Here is a 17,302-nt window from a genome sequence, read left to right as displayed (position 1 = left end):
GGGCCTCCGCGTCACATCGGTCAGGCGCGCGCGGCCAGGGGTCCCTTCGCGACCTTGTGCGGGGCCGCCTGCGCGACCGGCTTGATGGTCACCAGGTCGAGGTTGACGTGGGCGGGGAGCTCCACCGAGGAGACGATCGCAGCGGCGACGTCCTCCGCGACGAGCGGGTCGGGGACCTCGGCGTAGACCGCGTCGGCGCGCTCCCGGTCGCCGCCGAAGCGGACCAGCGAGAACTCGTCCGTGTGCACCATCCCCGGCGCGATCTCGATCACGCGGATCGGCTCGCCGGCCAGCTCGAGCCGCAGCACGGCGACCAGCGCGTGCGCGGCGTGCTTGGCGGCGTTGTACCCGCCTCCGCCCTCGTAGGCGACGTGGCCGGCGATCGAGGTGACCGTCACGATGTCCGCGGAGGTGCCGCTCCCCCGGATCCCGGCGCGCAGCAGCGGGAGCAGCGCGCTGGTCACGAGCTTCACCGAGAGCACGTTGATCTCGAACATGCGGCGCCAGTCCTCGGGGTCGGACCTCTCGACCGAGTCGAGTCCGAGCGCGCCGCCCGCGTTGTTCACGAGGGCGTGCACGGGCCCGGAGGAGGCGAGGTGGTCGCGCAGAGCGTCGACCTGGGCGGCGTCGGTGAGGTCGGCGGCGAAGTACCCGGCGCCGGTCTCGGCGGCGAGCGCCTCCAGCCGGTCGCGCCGGCGCGCGACGGCGACGACCTCCCAGCCGTGCTCGCGGAACAGGCGGACCGTGGCCGCCCCGATCCCTGAACTCGCTCCTGTCACGACAACGCGTCGATCCACGCCCGTCCCCTTCCGTCAAGCCTCGGACACCCTCGACTCCGTCGTCGCAGCCCAACGCTAGTCTGGCCGCGTGCCGCCCGCCGACCCGGTTCCCGCGACCGCCGGGACAGCCGTCACCCCGAAGCGCCGCGTTCCCCTCTGGGACAACGCGCGCTTCGTCTGCGTGACCCTCGTCGTGATCGGGCACGGCGTCCAGAGGCTGACGGCCAACTCCGACACCTCGCTCATCGTCTACCTGACGATCTACGCCTTCCACATGCCGGCGTTCGCGATCATCTCGGGCTACTTCTCCAAGAGCGGCGCCCCGAGCGGGCGCGCGATGCGGCGGGTGCTGACCGACATCCTCCTGCCCTACCTGATCATGGAGACGATCTGGACCCTGGTGCAGTTCCTGGTCGAGGGGAAGCAGGAGTTCAACCCGACGAAGCCGAGCTGGACGCTGTGGTTCCTGCTCGCGCTGGGCATCTTCCGCCTCGTCCTCCCCTACCTGGCGCTGCTGCGCTGGCCGCTGCTGATCAGCGTGGTGCTCGCGGTCGGGGTCAGCTACTACGACAACATCGACTCGACCTTCTCGCTCGCACGCGCGATCGGGATCCTGCCGTTCTTCGTGTTCGGCTGGCGCCTGCGCGGCTTCGCCCCCGGCGGCCGCTCCGCCGTCGACCGCTGGCTCGATCAGCCGCCGTCGCGGGTGCTCCTCGCCCGGATCCTCGCCGTCGTCCTCTTCGCGATCACGGCGGTCGTCATGACCGTCAACATCGAGGCGTTCCGAGCGGCGGACCTGCGCTACTGGTTCTTCTACGACCGCCCCTACGACGCCCTCGGCGAGACCCAGTGGTGGGCCGGGCTGGTGCGGCTGGCCCTGATGGCCGGAGCGGTCGTGCTCTCGCTCGCGCTCTTCGCGCTGGTGCCCCGCCGCCGCACCCCGCTCACCGCCTGGGGGCAGTCGACGATGTACGTCTACCTCCTCCACAGCTTCGTCCTCTATCCGCTGCGGGAGTCCGGGATCCTCTCGCAGACGGAGAGCACGCTCGCCCTCGCGCTGATGATCGTGTTCTGCATCGCGGTCTCGGTCGCGCTCTCACTGGGCTGGACCCGCACCGTCTTCCACCGGCTGGTCGAGCCCCGCGCGGTCTGGCTCTTCGCCCCGGCGGCCGACGAGAGGCCCCGGCGCCCGGACCGTGCCGACCCCACGGGCGCCAAGCGCGACCGGCAGCCCGAGCGGCGCTGACGGCCGTTACCCCGTGTGTCGGCGGTCCTGGCCGCCCGGCGGGCCCCCGCGTACGCTCGTCGCGACGGAGAACGGCCCCGTCCCCGACCCCGACGATCCGATGGGAAGCACCATGACCGACTCCGAGAAGTGGCAGTTCGAGACCAAGCAGATCCACTCGGGCGCCGCGCCGGACCCGGTGACCAAGGCCCGCGCGACGCCGATCTACCAGACCACCTCCTACGTCTTCGACAACGCGGAGCACGCCCAGAACCTGTTCGCGCTGGCCGAGTTCGGGAACATCTACACCCGCATCCAGAACCCGACGCAGGCGGTCGTGGAGGAGCGGCTCACCGCCCTCGAGGGCGGCTCCGGCGCCCTGCTGCTCGCCTCGGGCCAGGCCGCCGAGACCGCGGCAGTGCTGAACATCGCCCAGGCCGGCGACCACATCGTCTCGTCGTCCTCGATCTACGGCGGCACCTACAACCTCTTCAAGTACACCCTCGCCAAGCTCGGCATCGAGACGACCTTCGTCGAGAACCAGGACGACCGCGAGGAGTGGCGCCGCGCCGTCCGTCCGAACACGAAGCTGTTCTTCGCCGAGACCGTCGGCAACCCCAAGATCAACATCCTCGACATCCGCACCGTGGCCGATGTCGCGCACGACGCCGGCGTGCCCCTGATCGTCGACAACACCATCGCGACGCCCTACCTGATCCGCCCCTTCGAGCACGGCGCGGACATCATCGTGCACTCGGCGACGAAGTTCCTCGGCGGCCACGGCACGGTCATCGGCGGAGCGATCGTCGACGGCGGCCGCTTCTCGTGGACCGCGAACGCTGAGCGCTTCCCCGGCCTCACCACGCCGGACGAGTCGTACCACGGCGCCGTCTACACCGCCGCGGTCGGCGACTCCCTCGCCTACATCATCAAGGCCCGCGTGCAGCTGCTGCGCGACCTCGGCGCCTCGATCGCCCCGGCGAGCGCCTGGCAGCTCATCCAGGGCATCGAGACCCTCTCGCTCCGGATCGAGCGCCACGTGCAGAACGCGCAGGAGATCGCGGAGTACCTCGAGAACCACTCCGACATCGCCTCGGTGAACTACTCGGGCCTGCCCACCTCGCCCTGGTACGCCGCGGCCAACCGCTACGCGCCGAAGGGCGTGGGCGCGGTGCTCTCGTTCGAGCTCAAGGGCGGAGTGGACGCCGGCCGGGCCTTCGTCGACTCGCTGGAGCTGTTCTCGCACCTGGCCAACATCGGCGACGTCCGCTCGCTCGTCATCCACCCCGCGTCGACCACGCACTCGCAGCTCTCGCCCGAGCAGCAGCTGACCGCCGGCGTCACTCCGGGCCTGGTGCGCCTGTCGGTGGGACTCGAGAACGTCGACGACCTCCGCGCCGACCTCGACCAGGCCCTCCGCGCCGCGCGCGCCGTCGTCGAGGCCTCCCGCGCGAACGCCTGAGGCCCCTCGGCGCCCTGACGGGGTCCCCGTCCGCGGGGATCGCGTCGGGGCGCTCCGCGCGCGGGCGGAGGAGCGCGGGAGCAGGGCGTAACAAACGGCTCCGCCCCGCGGCGCTCTGACACGATGGACAGCGCTATGGACTGGCAGCAGACACTCGAGGACACGGTCCCGTCGGCGTTCGTCACCGAGCGCCAGCTCCTCTCGGTCATCGGCAAGCCGCCCGCCACCGGAGCCTGGCGCGACGGCGACCACCCGGGCGGACGCCGCTTCGTCGACCTCGGCCCGTTCGACTTCGAGGCGGGCGGCCGCCTCCCCCACGCCCGCATCGCCTACGAGAGCTGGGGCGCTCTGAACGAGCGCCGCGACAACGCCGTCCTCGTCCTGCACGCGCTGACCGGCGACTCCCACCTGCTCGGCCGCGGCGATCCCGGCCACGCGACGGACGGCTGGTGGTCGGGACTCGTCGGCCCCGGCCTCGTGATCGACACCGACCGCTTCTTCGTGGTCGCCCCGAACATGCTCGGCGGCTGCCAGGGCTCCACCGGGCCCGCGTCCCTCGCCCCCGACGGCCACGAGTGGGGCGCACGGTTCCCGTACACGAGCATCCGCGACCAGGTACGGGCGCAGGTGCAGTTCAGCGACCTGCTCGGCGTCGAGCGCTGGCACACCGTCATCGGCGGCTCGATGGGCGGGATGCAGGCGCTGGAGTGGGGGATCGACCACGCGGAGCGGGTCGCGCGCCTCGCGGTCCTGGCCGCTCCCCCGCGGGCCACGGCCGACCAGATCGCCCTCAACTTCGTGCAGCTCGAGGCGATCCGCAACGACGCGGCCTTCGCGGGCGGCTCCTACTACGACGCCGGCGACGGCCAGGGCCCGTACCACGGCCTCGCGCTCGCCCGCCGGATGGCACTGCTCAACTACCGCAGCCCCTCCGAGCTCAACGACCGCTTCGAGCGCAGCTGGCAGTCGGGGCTCAGCCCGCTCGGCGGCGGCGGCCGCTTCGCAGTGGAGTCGTACCTCGACTTCCACGGCAACAAGTTCACGCGCCGCTTCGACGCGAACAGCTACATCACGCTCGTCGAGGCGATGAACTCGCACGACGTCGGCCGCGGCCGGGGCGGCGAGGCGGCCGCCCTCTCCCGGATCACCAGCCCGACCCTCGTCCTCGGCATCGACAGCGACCGGCTCTTCCCGGTCGAGGGCCAGCGGATCATCGCGGCGCACGCTCCCGGCGCTCTCGACGGCGGAGAGGTCGCGGTGATCACCTCGACGTTCGGCCACGACGGGTTCCTCATCGAGGACGACGCGGTCGGCGCGCACCTCGCCCGGCTGCTGGCGCATCCCGCGACGGCCTGACCCGCCCGACCCCGGCGCGGTTCGACGCCCCGAACCGCTCCGACCGGCCCGGGCAGTGGCTATCGTGAGACGGGGGCCAGCCCCGCGCCACGACCGGAGGGGGCCAGAGCGTGCCGATGATCCGCAGCGCCCGCGAGCGCGACCGGCTGCTGCGCCACTCCGCCTGCGGGATCGGCCTGCTCACGGAAGCGGGGGCGCTCGGCATGGCCCTCATCCCCGGAACGCTCCAGCCCGCCGCCGTGCCGTTCGCCGTCGCGCTGCTCCTGGGCATGATGGCCGCCCACGTCGAGCTCGCCCGGACGGGGCGCCGCAGCCGCGTGATCGCGGTCGCCGTCGGCGGCCTGCTGCTGGGCTGGGGCCTCGCCCTGGGGCTCGCTCCGGGCGCCGACTTCGCCGGGTTCGTCCTGGTCAACACCGCGAACGCCGTGACCGCGAGCATCGCCGTGGTCGTGACGACGTCCGCGCGCCGCCTGCTCCTGCTGCTGCCGGTGCTCCTCCCGAGCCTGATCCCGTCGGTGCTCGTCTCGAGCGGCACCATGATCCCCACCGTGGTCGTCCAGAGCCTGCTGCCCTGGGGCACGCTCTGCGGCTTCGCCCTCTGGATCGGCACAGCGGTCCCGCGGGTGGTGCGGCGGATCGACAGCATCGGCAACGCCCACCGCGTGGAGCGCCTCGCCAGCGAGACGGAGGCGCAGCGCCGGCAGGGCGCGCGGCTCCTGCACGACACGGTGCTGGCCACCCTCACGCTCCTCGCGCACTCGGGCCGCGGAGTGTCGGTCGACGCGCTCCGGCAGCAGGCGGCGCAGGACGCGCAGCTCCTGCGCCAGCTCCGGCTCGGCGGGACCCCCACCCCGAGCGCGTCCGGCTCCTACCAGCTGACCAGCGTCACCTCCGCCCCCGCGGCCAACACCCTCGAGACCGTCCGCAACCGCTTCGGCCGGATGGGGCTCGACGTGATCTGGCACGGCTCCGGCCAGGTGGCGCTCACCGGCGCGGCCCTCGACTCCTTCGTGCTCGCCCTGGCGGAGTGCCTCGAGAACGTGCGCCGCCACTCCGGCGTCGCCTCGGCCGACGTGACGATCACCGAGGACGAGACGACCGTCCGCGCGATGGTCACGGACGCGGGCGCGGGCTTCGACATCGCGACCGTCCCCGACACGAAGCTCGGCTTCAAGGAGTCGGTGATCGCCCGGCTCGGCGACGTCGGCGGCCGCACCAGACTGTTCAGCGCCCCCGGATCGGGGACGACCGTGGTGCTGGAGGTCCCCAAGTGAGCCCCGCGCCGGAGTCGCGGGCCCCGCTGCTGGGACGCGTGCCCGCGACGCACGGCCGCTCCTCCCGGTCCGCCCGCTCGGTCCGCCGCCAGCAGGAGGGGCTCGGCACCAACTACCTCGGCAGCGGCCTCAACGGCATCGCCGCCGCGATCCTCGCCTACGAGCTGCTGATCTTCCTCTCGACCTCCGCCCGCTACAGCGACCTCGCACCCGCGGCGATCGCCTGGGTCCTCGTCGTCCTGGCCTTCGGGTCCACCGTCCTCGCGATCCACCTCGGCGGACGCCGCCTGCCGCTCCCGGTCTACCTCTGCTTCCTCGTCGCCCTCGGAGCCGCCGTCGTGCTCGACCTGGTGGCCGTGACCGACTCCGGCGCGGCCCGCACCGTCCCCACCGCCGCGGTCGCGGGCGCCGTCGCGCACGCCGCGCTGATCGTCCACCGGCGCGGGATCGAGATCCTCGCGGTGAGCGCCCTCGTCGCGATCGCCGAGGTGATCGCGTTCCTCTCGATGGAGTCGGGCGGCGCGGGCGCGCTCTCGGTGCGCATCAGCGCCCTCGTGGTGACGATCGCGCCGGCCGTCGTCGTGGTCGTGATGATGCGCGGATTCCGCCGGATGGTCCAGCTCGAGATCGACCGCGCCCTCGTGCAGAGCACCACGCTCGGCCCGCGCTACGCGGTCGGGATGCTCGCCTCGGAGGAGCTCGCACGGCTCGACCTCGCCGCCGAGCGCCTCCTCGCCGAGGTGGGCGACGGCTCGGTCCGCCTGCCCCTCGACGCCCAGCGCGCCGCGCACGCGACCTCGCTCGCCACCCAGCTCCGCCTCCACCTCATCGAGGGGCGGCGCGAGACCTGGCTGCACCACGCCGTGCTCGAGTCCGAGCTGCTCGCGCCGCTCGTCGAGCTCGACGACCCGGACGGCACCGCCGGACTCCTCGGGCACCAGCAGCGCGACGGGCTCCTCTCGGCGATCTGGCTGATGGCCGACAGCGCGACCGGGCTCGCCGTGGTCCTCCACGTCGAGTCGGGCAGCCCCCGCGATCCCGGAGCCGGGACGGCCGCCCGAGGACTGCTCGTGCCGATCACGCTCCGCTCCTCAGGCGCGCCCTTGCGCGGCGTCGATCCTGCGACGTGGGAGGCTATCGCTCAGGTCGGCGTCTTCCGCGACACCTCGCGCGACGGGGAGCTCCGCATCGAGATCGACTGCCTGGTCGAGAATCCCGCCGACCGGTGAGCAGCCGCCGAGAGACCGCCGACGACCGCCGACCGAAGGACACCGATGACACCCACCGCTGACGCGAAGATCACTCTCGCGGTCGTGGACGACCACAAGATGCTCCTCGGAGCGCTCACGGAGTGGATCCGCGGAGCCGCCTCCGACATCCAGCTGGTGGCCGCGGTCGCCTCCTGGCCCGAGCTGCTCACGCACCCCGAGTTCCCCGTCGACGTCGTGCTCCTCGACCTCGACCTCAAGGACAACATCCCGATCTCGGTGAAGCTCTCGACCCTCAAGACCACCGGGGTGAAGACCGTGCTGATGAGCACCTACTCCGAGCCCGCCGTGGTCCGCGAGGCGCTCGCCTCCGGAGCCCTCGGCTACCTGGTGAAGACCGAGGACGCGGACATGATCGTCGAGGCGATCCGCGCGGCCAAGGACGGCCACTCCTACATCTCGCACGAGCTCGACATGGCGCTCTCCACCGGCGACTCCGACGGAGCGCCGAAGCTCAGTGCGCAGGAGCGCCGAGTGATGGCCCTCTACGGCGGCGGCGAGCCGGTGAAGTCGGTCGCGTTCGAGCTGGGCATCTCGGAGGAGACGGCGAAGTCGTACCTCAAGCGGATCCGCGAGAAGTACCGCGTCGTCGGCATCGACGTCGGCACGAAGGTGGCGCTCCGCAAGCGCGCCATCCACGACGGGATCCTCATCGAGACGGACTGAGTCCTCTTCCGTGGCGGTCCCTGCCCGCCACGGCGCGGTCGGCTTCACGACGTGGTGCGTTCCGCGGAGCGGGGTGCGTCGCCCGGCATCGATCCGCTGGCACGCGGATCGCTGTCGGCGGGCTCCACGAGGGCGCGGCGGTCCCTGCCCGCCACGGCGCGGTCGGCTTCACGACGTGGTGCGCTCCGCAGAGCGAGGTGCGACGCCCGGCATCGATCCGCCGGCACGCGGATCACTGTCGGCGGGCTCCACGAAGGCGCGGCGGTCCCTGCCCGCCGCGGCGCGGTCGGCTTCACGACGTGGTGCGCTCCGCAGAGCGAGGTACGTCGCCCGGCATCGATCCGCCGGCACGCGGATCACTGTCGGCGGGCTCCACGAAGGCGTGGCGGTCCCTGCCCGCCACGGCGCGGTCGGCTTCACGACGTGGTGCGCTCCGCAGAGCGGGGTGCGACGCCCGGCATCGATCCGCCGGCACGCGGATCACTGTCGGCGGGCTCCACGAAGGCGTGGCGGTCCCCGCCCGCCACGGCGCGGTCGGCTTCACGACGTGGTGCGATCCGCAGAGCGGAGTGCGTCGCCAGGCATCGATCCGCCGGCACGCGGATCACTGTCGGCGGGCTCCACGAGGGCGCGGCGGTCCCCGCCCGCCGCGGCGCGGTCGGCTTCACGACGTGGTGCGATCCGCAGAGCGGGGTGCGTCGCCCGGCATCGATCCGCTGGCACGCGGATCGCTGTCGGCGGACTCCACCTCGTCGAGCGGCGGCCACCTGCTCCTGCAGTCGAGCCGGGCGGGCGTGCCCGAGTCGTGCCGGTCGAGTCGCCGGGGACGCGGCGTATCGAGACCCGCCAGGCACGGACAACGGGTCGATGCTGGTCGAGATGCCGCGGGACGCTGGGCATCGAGACCCACCGGACCGGGACTGCGAGTGCTCCTGCGGGCCCGCGTCAGGGGGCCAGGACGGCGACCGTCATGCCGGGCGTCGCGGCGGGGGCGTCCATCGCGGCGAGAGCGGCGGGCAGGTCCTCGAAGGCGATGGTGCGGCCGACGGATTCGGCGGGGCGCAGACGGCCGGCGACGATGTCGTCGAGGAGGGCCGTGTAGCCGCTCCGGGCGATGCCGTGGCTGCCCAGCAGCTCCAGCTCCTGGGCGATGACCCGGCCGAGCGGGATCGCCGGTGCGGCGTCGGGCCCGAGCAGCAGACCCACCTGCACGTGCCGGCCGCGCGGACGCAGGGCGGCGATCGACGCCTCCGCGGTGACCCTGCTGCCGACGGCGTCGACCGCCAGATGCGCCCCTCCTCCGGTCGCCGCCCGGATCGCCTCGGCGGCACCCTCGCCTGCGGGGACGGTCACCGCCCCGAGCGCGGCCGCGGCCTCCCGCGCCGGGGCGGAGACGTCCGACGCCACCACGCGGGCCCCGGCCGCGAGCGCGACGATCACCGCGGAGAGGCCGACTCCGCCGCAGCCCAGCACCGCGACCCACTCCCCCGGGGCGACCCGGCCGCGCTCGTGCAGGGCGTGGTACGCGGTCCCGAAGCGGCAGCCGAGACCGGCCGCCTCGACGAAGCCGACGGAGTCGGGCAGGCGCACCAGGTTCAGGTCCGCACCCGTCACGGCCACCGCCTCGGCGAACGACCCGTCGAGGGTGAATCCCGGCTGCTGCTGCCGGAGGCACACCTGCGTCGCCCCCTCCCGGCACTGCTCGCAGTCGCCGCAGGCGAACACGAACGGCGCCGTGACCCGGTCACCGACCGCGAAGAGCGACACCTGGGCTCCCGTCGCGATCACCGTCCCGGCGAACTCGTGCCCGGGGATCTGCGGCAGGACGACCGAGTCGTCGTGCCCCTTCCACGCGTGCCAGTCGCTCCGGCACACCCCGGTCGCCGCGACGCGGACGACGACGCCGTCGACGGGGCAGACGGGCTCCGGGACCTCGACGATCGCGGGGAGGGCGGAGAAGGACGAGTAGCTCACGGCGCGCATGCCGAGAGTCTTCCAGAGGCCCGGGCGGCGCTCTGCCTACAGTGCGTCGACCGGGATGCCGCCGGTGCCCGGCTGGGCGGGCTCGCGGTGGACCGGGTAGACCGTGCCTCGGGCGCGGTCGATCGCGATGCTGCCGAGAGCGAGCACGATTCCGGCCGCGGTCAGGCCCACGCCGACCCAGATGGGAGACAGGTAGCCCAGTCCGGCGGCGATCGTCAGGCCGCCGAGCGCGGCACCCACCGAGTTGCCGATGTTGAGCGCGGAGTGGTTGAGCGCTGCCGCGATCGTCTGGCTGTCGCGCGCCACGTCCATCAGCCGGGTCTGGATCGCGGGCGACGCGGCCGCCGAGAAGCCCGCCGAGAGGAACGCGAACACCACCAGGCCGACGACCGACGAGGCCGACAGCGCGAGTCCGATCAGCGAGACGCCGACGCCGGCGAAGAACACCACCAGCGCCCGCCGCACGTCGCGGTCGGCGGCCCAGCCGCCGACGAGGTTGCCGACGGTCATCCCGAGGCCGATGACGACCAGGATCCACGGGACCGCGCCGAGCGGCAGGCCCGTCACCTCGGTCGCGAGCGGCGAGATGTAGCTGTACATCGCGAAGAGTCCGCCGAAGCCGATGGCGCCGACGAGCAGGGTCATCCAGACCTGCAGGCGCCCGAACGCCCGCAGCTCGTTGCGGACGGTCGCCGCCGGATTCCCGGGTTGCGCGGGCACCAGAAGCTGGACGGCCACGACGGTCAGCGCGAAGAGCACCGCGACCACGAGGTAGGCGGTGCGCCAGCCGGCCACCTGCCCGACCCAGGTGATCGCGGGCACGCCGATGACGTTCGCGATCGTGAGCCCGGAGAGGACGAACGCGACTCCCTTGCCGCGCTTGCCGGGACCCATCAGGTCGGCGGCGACCAGGGAGGCGATGCCGAAGTAGGCGCCGTGCGGGAGCGCGGCGACGAAGCGCGCGGCGAGGACGAGCGGGAAGCTCGGGAGCAGCGCCGAGCCGATCGTCCCGACGGTGAAGGCGACGAGGAGGGTCAGGAGGAGCCTCTTGCGCGGCCAGCGCGCCGCTGCGGCGGCGATGGTGGGGGCGCCGACCACGACACCGAGCGCGTAGGCCGAGATCAGCATCCCCGCCTGCGAGACGGCCTGCTCCTGGCTCGCGGCCCAGACCCCGGGGAGGAGGTCGGCGGCGAGCTGCGGGAGGAGCCCCATCGCGACGAACTCGGTCGAGCCGATGCCGAAGCCCCCCATCGCGAGGGCGAGCAGGGCGAGGCGGGTCCGAGCGGGCGAGAGCGTCACCGGTCAAGGCTACTCAGGATCGGACGGATGTCGAATCGATTCGAGCACGCCCGGACACGAGAGGTCGCGGCGGGGACCCGCTACTCCCCCAGCGCGTCGTTCAGCCGGGCGATCTTGCCGTCGATCTCGCCCGAGTAGCCGGGGCGGATGTCCGCCTTCAGGACGAGCGACACGCGCGTCCCGAACGCTCCGACGGCCTCCGTCGCGCGCTTGACGACCTCGAAGACCTCGTCCCACTCCCCCTCGATCTCGGTGAACATCGAGGTTGTCCGCGACGGCAGGCCGCTCTCGCGGACGATGCGGACGGCGGCGGCGACGGCGTCATGGACGGACGCGTCGGGCGCCTCGCCCCCGGACGGTGCGACCGAGAATGCGACGAGCATGGGAGCCTCCTTCACTGCGCGCACCGCGTACCGGCCCCGCGCCCTCCGAGCCTACGAGCCCTGGGGCGCCAGGCGGGTCTCGCCGGTCAGCGACGACGCGGAAGTCGTGGCGCCGGGTGCGACGACCCGCGCCGTCCCCATCCTCCACAGCTCGCGCAGCAGCCAGCCGAGCAGCACCACGAGGAGGATGTTCCGCACGGTCAGCACGAGCACCATCCACCAGTGCGACCAGAGGAGGAAGAGGTAGAGGTACGGGTAGACCACCTGGGTCAGAGCCGCAGTGACGAGCGTCAGCTTCGCGGGCCGGTCGAACGCGCCGTCGCGGCACGCGATCAGCCCGGCGATCACCGGCGGCGCGAGCCAGACGATGTACTGCGGCGAGAGCACCTTGTTGGTGTCGATGAACACGACCACGAAGGTCAGCGCGAGCAGCGGGAACAACCTGGCGGGGTCGGCCCGGCGGGCGAGAGCACGGGCACCCAGCAGGGCCACGCCGAGCATGGCCAGAGCGAGCAGCGGGGTCATCAGGCTCGCCGCGAACTCGGTGCCGGGCCCGTGCATCTCGAAGGTGTTGATGTCGGCGGCGTAGTAGACGTAGCTCCCCGATCCCGGGAGAACCGACAGCCACATCCAGGGAGTGCTCACGACGGCCTCGATCTGGAGGCCCCGATCGGTCTGGTCGGTGACGAAGCTGAAGACCTGGTCCCCGCCGCCGACGAGGACGACCGCGAGCACGATGATCACGGAGGCGACCGCGGGGACGAGGATCATCCGCAGCCGTCCGCGCAGGACCAGCACGGCAGCGGCGAGGATCGCGGCCGGCCACACCTTGATCCAGGTGGCCACGGTCAGCAGCAGCGCCGCGACGCCCGGACGGGTCGCCGCCCAGAGCATCCCGGCGATGGCCGGCGGCGCGGTGAAGGCGTCGATGCGGCCGATGGCGATCGGCCCGAGGAGGACGAGGAACAGCAGCCACCAGCGCGCCGCCGCGAGGCGCGGTGCCGACCGGCCGCGCAGCAGCAGGGCGAAGGCGGCGGCGTCGGCGAGCGCGACGAGGACGAGCCACATCAGGTCGTAGCCCGCCGAGCCGAAGAGCCAGGAGGCGGCGATCGGGCCCCAGGCGAGGATCGGGTAGACCCAGCCCGTGTCGATCCCGGCGATGCCGCCGCCCTCGACGGCGGTCCTCATCCACTCCTTGTAGACGATGCTGACGTCGCCCATCGGCAGACCCGGAGCGAACAGCGCCAGGAGGGAGAGCACCACGTGCACCAGCGCGAAGGCGCCCCAGAGCACGGCGACGGAGTCGCGGTTCTCGCGCAGCCGGGCGAGGGGGCGGGAGGACGCTCGAGGAGGGGAGGACGGCACCGCGTCATTGTAGAGGGGCCGCTGAACGGGACCCTGGCAGCACCTGAGCCCGCCTGGGAGCGCCGCTCCCGCCGGGCATCGGTTGCCCGGCGGCGTCGGTCGCCGCCGGGCGTCAGCAGACGGCGTCGCGACCCGACGAACTCAGTAGCCGGCGAACGCGTCGGTGCGGATCCGCTTCGCCCCGGCACCGCGCAGGGCGCCGCGGACCGAGTCGACGAACGACGGCGACCCGGAGACGTAGCCCACGCGGCGGCCGGCGTCCGGCACCGCGTCCGCGAGCAGCTCGGCGGTCAGTCGGCCTGTGACGTGCGACCACCGTGCGGGCAGGTCGGTCGGCGTCTCCTTCGAGCAGAGCACGACCCGGGCCCCTGACTCCTGCAGCAGGTCGCGGTACGCGACCTCGGCGAGGCTCGGCGCGGCGACCACGACGACGACGTCCCGCCGCGGACCATCCGCGAGCGAGCGGAGCTGACTGGCGAACGGGGTGATCCCGATGCCGCCCGCCACAAGCAGCAGCGGCACGGTGGGATCGGCCGGCAGGACGAAGTCACCGCCGACGCTCGTCGCCCGGAGCGAGTCGCCGGGCTCCAGCGCGGCGAGGGCGCGCTTGAAGCTGCTCGCCTTCTCCGGCATCCGCAGGGCGATCGCGATCTCGCCGTCGGACGGAGCGGAGGAGACCGAGAAGGTGCGCCGGCTGCCCCGGCTGTCGGCGCGGTGCGGCAGGTCGAGCTCGAGCCACTGGCCCGGCTCGAAGGTCAGCGGCGAGCGGGAGCGGAAGCGGTACTCCGCGATGCCCGGCGCCAGCACGCGGGTAGAGGCGAGCTCGAGCGTGTGCCGCCGACGCTGGCGGAATGCGAAGGCGAACGCGAGGGCGTTGCCGACCACGAGGCCCAGCTCCGGAGTGGCGGAGACGACGCCGATGTGGAAGGGGACGCTCGCCACGAGCGCTGCGACGACCGCGATGATCAGCTGCTGCGAGCGGCGCGGCGCGAGCGTGAGCGGCTCCGTCAGCATGAAGGCGCCGGCGAAGACGAAGGGGTAGGCCGTGAGGACCAGAGCCGCCGCGGCGCCGAGGTCCTGGCCGTTCTGCACCGCCTGCTGCACGGAAACCCCGCCGGCGACGACGACGAAGACGGCGAAGACGGCCCAGCGGCGGACCCGCGCGACGATCAGGAGGGAACCCACGACGACGAACGGCCAGATCGCGCCACTGGCGATCCACCAGGCTCCGGCGTTGAGCCCGGTGAAGCCGATGATCAGCACGGCGACCGCGGCCGGATTGAAGAGGTGGCGGCCCCGCCAGGCCAGGACGTACTTGGACGCGGCGGCGATCGCGCCGACGAGCGCGATCACGGCGAGCCCGCGGGGATCGGCCGTCGGGAAGAGCAGGCAGGCGATCAGCAGACCGGTGACGAGCGAGGACTCCAGGTGCGCGCGGCTGCGGAACAGCCGCGCGAGGACCGCGCTGACCAGGGCCGTCGAGGCGACGGCGACGAGCGTCGTGCCGAGGATCTCGAGCGGCGTCGAGAAGATCAGGCCGGCTGCGGCGTAGCCGACGGCGACGAGCAGGAGCGCGGCGAGCGTCATCCAGACCAGCCGGTAGGTGGTGACGCGGCCGAGGGCGCGGTCGAAGGTGCCGATCATCGGAAGACCTCTCCGGGGAAGGAAGGCGAGTAGTGGAGGGTGCCGTTGCTGCGGACGCGGACGAATTCGAAGTCGAAGCGCTCGGCGAGGGCCTCGGGCGGACAGACGAACAGCGCGGTCGCGAGCCCGTCGGCGACGAGGGCCGTGTCGGCCACCGCCCAGGCGGCGACGATGCTCTCGACCGGAGCTCCGGTCCGCCCGTCGAGGACGTGGTGGAGGCCGCTGCCCCAGGCGCGGCGGTTGCTCGCCGAGCCGCAGAGCGCGCGGTCGCCGGGCACCGCCACTCCCAGTGCGCTGCTCGGGTCCCACGGGTGCTCGAGGCCGACCCGGACGGGTCCGGCTCCGATGCCCCGGAGGTCGCCGCTCGCGTCGACGACGGCGGGCCCGACTCCGTCGAGCTCCTCGAGGACGAGGTCGACGAGCTGGCCCTTGCCCGCGGCGCCGACGTCGACGACGGTCCCGGGCTCGACCCGCAGTCCCGCCGCCCCGCGTCGGGCGGCGGCCCAGGAGGGAGCGGGGACGGCGGGTCCGCGCGGGACGAGGGTGTACGCGGAGTCGTAGCCGAGCTGCTCGAGAGAGCCGCCGACGAAGGGGGTGACCGCCCCGCCGGTCAGCTCGTCGAGCACGTCGTACAGTGCGAAGAGGTCGGCCGCCTCGTCGGGGAAGACGTGCTCGCCTCCGACCCGCAGCTGCGAGACGGCGGAGTCGTCACGGAACCGCGACCAGGTGCGGTCGTACTCCGCGATGCGCGCCTCGACCCGCGAGCGGTGGGAGGGCTCGAGCGGCTCGGCGGTGTCGATCTGCCAGCCGGTGCCGATCGCGTCGAACCGCCACGCGTGGCCGAGGACCGTCGGGGCGTCAGGCCGTGGCATCGGCCTTGATGGTCTCGACGGCGTCGTTGAAGCCGCCGGAGGTGAGGGAGGACCCCGACACCTTGGAGACCTTCAGCTCGTCGAGCTGCTTGCCGACGACCTCGCCCGCGATGCCACCCGCGAAGCGCGACTGGTACTGCTGGCCGGTGGGGTTCTCCGACTCCGGGGTCACGGTCACGTCGGTGACGACGCCGTCGGCGAGGGTCAGCGAGACGCCCACCTTCTCGTTCCCTCCGGGCGAGGTGTAGGCGCCCTCGGCCTCGTAGGTGCCGTCGGCGTAGCTGCTGCCGCTCGCGGCGGAGGACGCGGCGCCGGTCGCCTCGGGGGCGGAGCTGGTGGCGGTGCTCGGAGCGGTGGTGGTCGCCGCGTCGGCGGCGTCGCTCCCGGTCGTGGTGGTGCTGGAGCAAGCGGCGAGCGCGGCGAGGGTGCCGGCGCCGGCGAGGAGGGTCAGGGCGTAGCGGGCGGGAGTCGTGGTCTTCGCGGTCATGTCTGTTCTCCTGGTCAAGGCGGACGCGGCGGATCCGACGGTAGAGGTGCTCGCTTCGAGCACCCGATGAGGCGGCGGTGCGGAGCCGGTGAGCCGGGCCGCGGGCGTCGCTTCCTCCAGGACAACGGCGGCGGTCCCGGTTCGGTTCAGCGCTCGTCCAACGGGCGTGTCAGCGCAGGAGTGCGGCGACCACTCCGGGCAGGTGCTCCGCGATGTCGAGCGCGGCGATCGGGCCGCCGGCGGAGGCGCTCCGTCCGGCCTCCGCGTGCAGGACGGCGGCCGCGGCGGCCACGGGGGCGAGGTCCTCCGCGGTCAGAGTCGCCCCGGCCGCCTCGGCGTCCGCGGCACGACCGGCGAGGAGTGCGCCGAGCACGCCGCCGAGGACGTCGCCGCTGCCCGCGGTCGCCAGCCAGGGCGTGGATCCGGAGACCTCGAGCTCGACGCCGCCCGCGACGACGTGGGTGGTGCCGCCCTTGAGGAGCACGCAGACTCCGAGGCCGTCCGCCGCCCGGCGCGCCCACTCCCTCGGGGCCTCGGCGATCGTCGCGGCGTCCGCGTCCAGACCCGCTCGGCCGAGCACTCCGGCGAGCTCGCGGTAGTGCGGCGTGATGACGACCGGGCCTGCGGCCTCGTCGATCAGGTCGAGCGCGCCCGCGTCGAGCACCACCGGGACTCCCGAGTGCAGCTGCTCGATCAGGGTGCGCCGCTCCTCGTCGCTGCGGTCCTCGGCGCTGGTGCCGGAGCCGACGAGCCAGGCCTGCACGCGCCCCACCGCGGTCACGACCTCCGGCCGCCGGGCGAGCACCAGTCCCGCGGGCCGCTCCGGTCCGAGGTACCGGACCATGCCGACTCCCGTCCGCACCGCCGCCTCGACGCCGAGCACCGCCGCTCCCGGGTACCGCTCCGACCCGGTCGCGATCCCCAGCACCCCGCGCGTGTACTTGTCGTCGTCCTCCCGCGGCACCCTGATGCTCCGCGCCGCCTCCGCCGTCCCGACCCGCTCACCCATCCCGCCACCCTACGTCGCCCTGCGGCGGATCCGCCCGGTGCCGGCGCAGCGCACTGGTGCCGGCGCAGCCGCACCCCTCTCCCCTTTCTCCAGGGGGGGCGCGGGTGCTGGAGGGGGCAGTCGCTGGGCGGAGGAGGAAGCGGTACCGGCGGTACCGCGCCCGACGACAACGCCGCGAACGCCCCCACCAGCACCCGCGGGCGCGGGCCGCGGAGGGGTCGGATGCAAGG

At 73.4% G+C, this 17,302-nt stretch carries 15 protein-coding genes; 6 read left to right on the top strand and 9 right to left on the bottom strand.

Annotation, left to right across the window (positions count from 1 at the left end):
• Positions 1-20 precede the first annotated feature (20 nt).
• Entirely contained in the window at positions 21-797 is a 777-nt protein-coding gene (locus C5C46_RS02280) for an SDR family NAD(P)-dependent oxidoreductase (RefSeq protein WP_258059262.1), read from the bottom strand.
• A 70-nt stretch (positions 798-867) separates the two neighbouring features.
• On the opposite strand from C5C46_RS02280, the gene C5C46_RS02275 reads away from it, so the two are divergent.
• The 6 genes from C5C46_RS02275 to C5C46_RS02250 all read left to right on the top strand — a co-directional run bounded on the left by C5C46_RS02275 (position 868) and on the right by C5C46_RS02250 (position 8,030).
• Positions 868-2,025, top strand: a complete 1,158-nt coding sequence (locus tag C5C46_RS02275) for an acyltransferase family protein (RefSeq protein WP_104225508.1) — start codon at positions 868-870, stop codon at positions 2,023-2,025.
• Positions 2,026-2,137: 112 nt separating this feature from the next.
• A complete protein-coding gene (locus C5C46_RS02270; RefSeq protein WP_104225507.1) occupies positions 2,138-3,466 on the top strand; it encodes a bifunctional o-acetylhomoserine/o-acetylserine sulfhydrylase in 1,329 nt (442 codons plus the stop codon).
• A gap of 135 nt (positions 3,467-3,601) precedes the next feature.
• Entirely contained in the window at positions 3,602-4,822 is a 1,221-nt protein-coding gene (locus tag C5C46_RS02265; RefSeq protein WP_104224444.1) for a homoserine O-acetyltransferase, read from the top strand.
• A 116-nt stretch (positions 4,823-4,938) separates the two neighbouring features.
• Positions 4,939-6,096 (top strand): sensor histidine kinase, encoded by a 1,158-nt coding sequence (locus C5C46_RS02260; protein ID WP_104224445.1) that lies wholly within the window; start codon positions 4,939-4,941, stop codon positions 6,094-6,096.
• Positions 6,093-7,325, top strand: coding sequence for a hypothetical protein (locus tag C5C46_RS02255; RefSeq protein ID WP_104225506.1), 1,233 nt, complete (start codon positions 6,093-6,095; stop codon positions 7,323-7,325). The genes C5C46_RS02260 and C5C46_RS02255 overlap by 4 nt, the downstream gene beginning before the upstream one ends.
• Before the next feature lie 45 nt (positions 7,326-7,370).
• Positions 7,371-8,030 (top strand): response regulator, encoded by a 660-nt coding sequence (locus C5C46_RS02250; protein ID WP_104224447.1) that lies wholly within the window; start codon positions 7,371-7,373, stop codon positions 8,028-8,030.
• 945 nt (positions 8,031-8,975) lie between these two features.
• Here the strand turns inward: C5C46_RS02250 and C5C46_RS02245 are convergent.
• From C5C46_RS02245 to C5C46_RS02210, 8 genes are all read right to left on the bottom strand, one after another.
• Positions 8,976-10,013, bottom strand: coding sequence for an alcohol dehydrogenase catalytic domain-containing protein (locus tag C5C46_RS02245; RefSeq protein ID WP_104225505.1), 1,038 nt, complete (start codon positions 10,011-10,013; stop codon positions 8,976-8,978).
• Positions 10,014-10,049: 36 nt separating this feature from the next.
• On the bottom strand, positions 10,050-11,264 hold the full coding sequence (locus tag C5C46_RS02240; RefSeq protein ID WP_104225656.1) for an MFS transporter: 1,215 nt from the start codon (positions 11,262-11,264) through the stop codon (positions 10,050-10,052).
• Positions 11,265-11,392: 128 nt separating this feature from the next.
• A complete protein-coding gene (locus tag C5C46_RS02235; RefSeq protein WP_104225504.1) occupies positions 11,393-11,695 on the bottom strand; it encodes a thiamine-binding protein in 303 nt (100 codons plus the stop codon).
• 51 nt (positions 11,696-11,746) lie between these two features.
• On the bottom strand, positions 11,747-13,060 hold the full coding sequence (locus C5C46_RS02230; RefSeq protein ID WP_104225503.1) for a glycosyltransferase 87 family protein: 1,314 nt from the start codon (positions 13,058-13,060) through the stop codon (positions 11,747-11,749).
• 141 nt (positions 13,061-13,201) lie between these two features.
• Positions 13,202-14,704 (bottom strand): oxidoreductase, encoded by a 1,503-nt coding sequence (locus C5C46_RS02225; RefSeq protein ID WP_104225502.1) that lies wholly within the window; start codon positions 14,702-14,704, stop codon positions 13,202-13,204.
• Positions 14,701-15,576 carry an FAD:protein FMN transferase gene (locus tag C5C46_RS02220; RefSeq protein WP_104225501.1) on the bottom strand — a complete coding sequence of 292 codons (876 nt, stop codon included), beginning with the start codon at positions 15,574-15,576 and terminating at the stop codon, positions 14,701-14,703. Before C5C46_RS02220 ends, C5C46_RS02225 begins: the two co-directional genes overlap by 4 nt.
• On the bottom strand, positions 15,563-16,063 hold the full coding sequence (locus C5C46_RS02215) for an FMN-binding protein (RefSeq protein WP_104224453.1): 501 nt from the start codon (positions 16,061-16,063) through the stop codon (positions 15,563-15,565). The genes C5C46_RS02220 and C5C46_RS02215 overlap by 14 nt, the downstream gene beginning before the upstream one ends.
• A gap of 169 nt (positions 16,064-16,232) precedes the next feature.
• Positions 16,233-17,072: an ADP/ATP-dependent (S)-NAD(P)H-hydrate dehydratase gene (locus tag C5C46_RS02210; RefSeq protein WP_104225500.1), complete on the bottom strand. Its 840-nt coding sequence runs from the start codon at positions 17,070-17,072 to the stop codon at positions 16,233-16,235.
• Positions 17,073-17,302: the final 230 nt, after the last annotated feature.

This window comes from Rathayibacter sp. AY1E6 (genome assembly GCF_002931115.1).
Classification (GTDB): domain Bacteria; phylum Actinomycetota; class Actinomycetes; order Actinomycetales; family Microbacteriaceae; genus Rathayibacter.
This window is presented reverse-complemented; position numbering and strand designations above follow the sequence as displayed.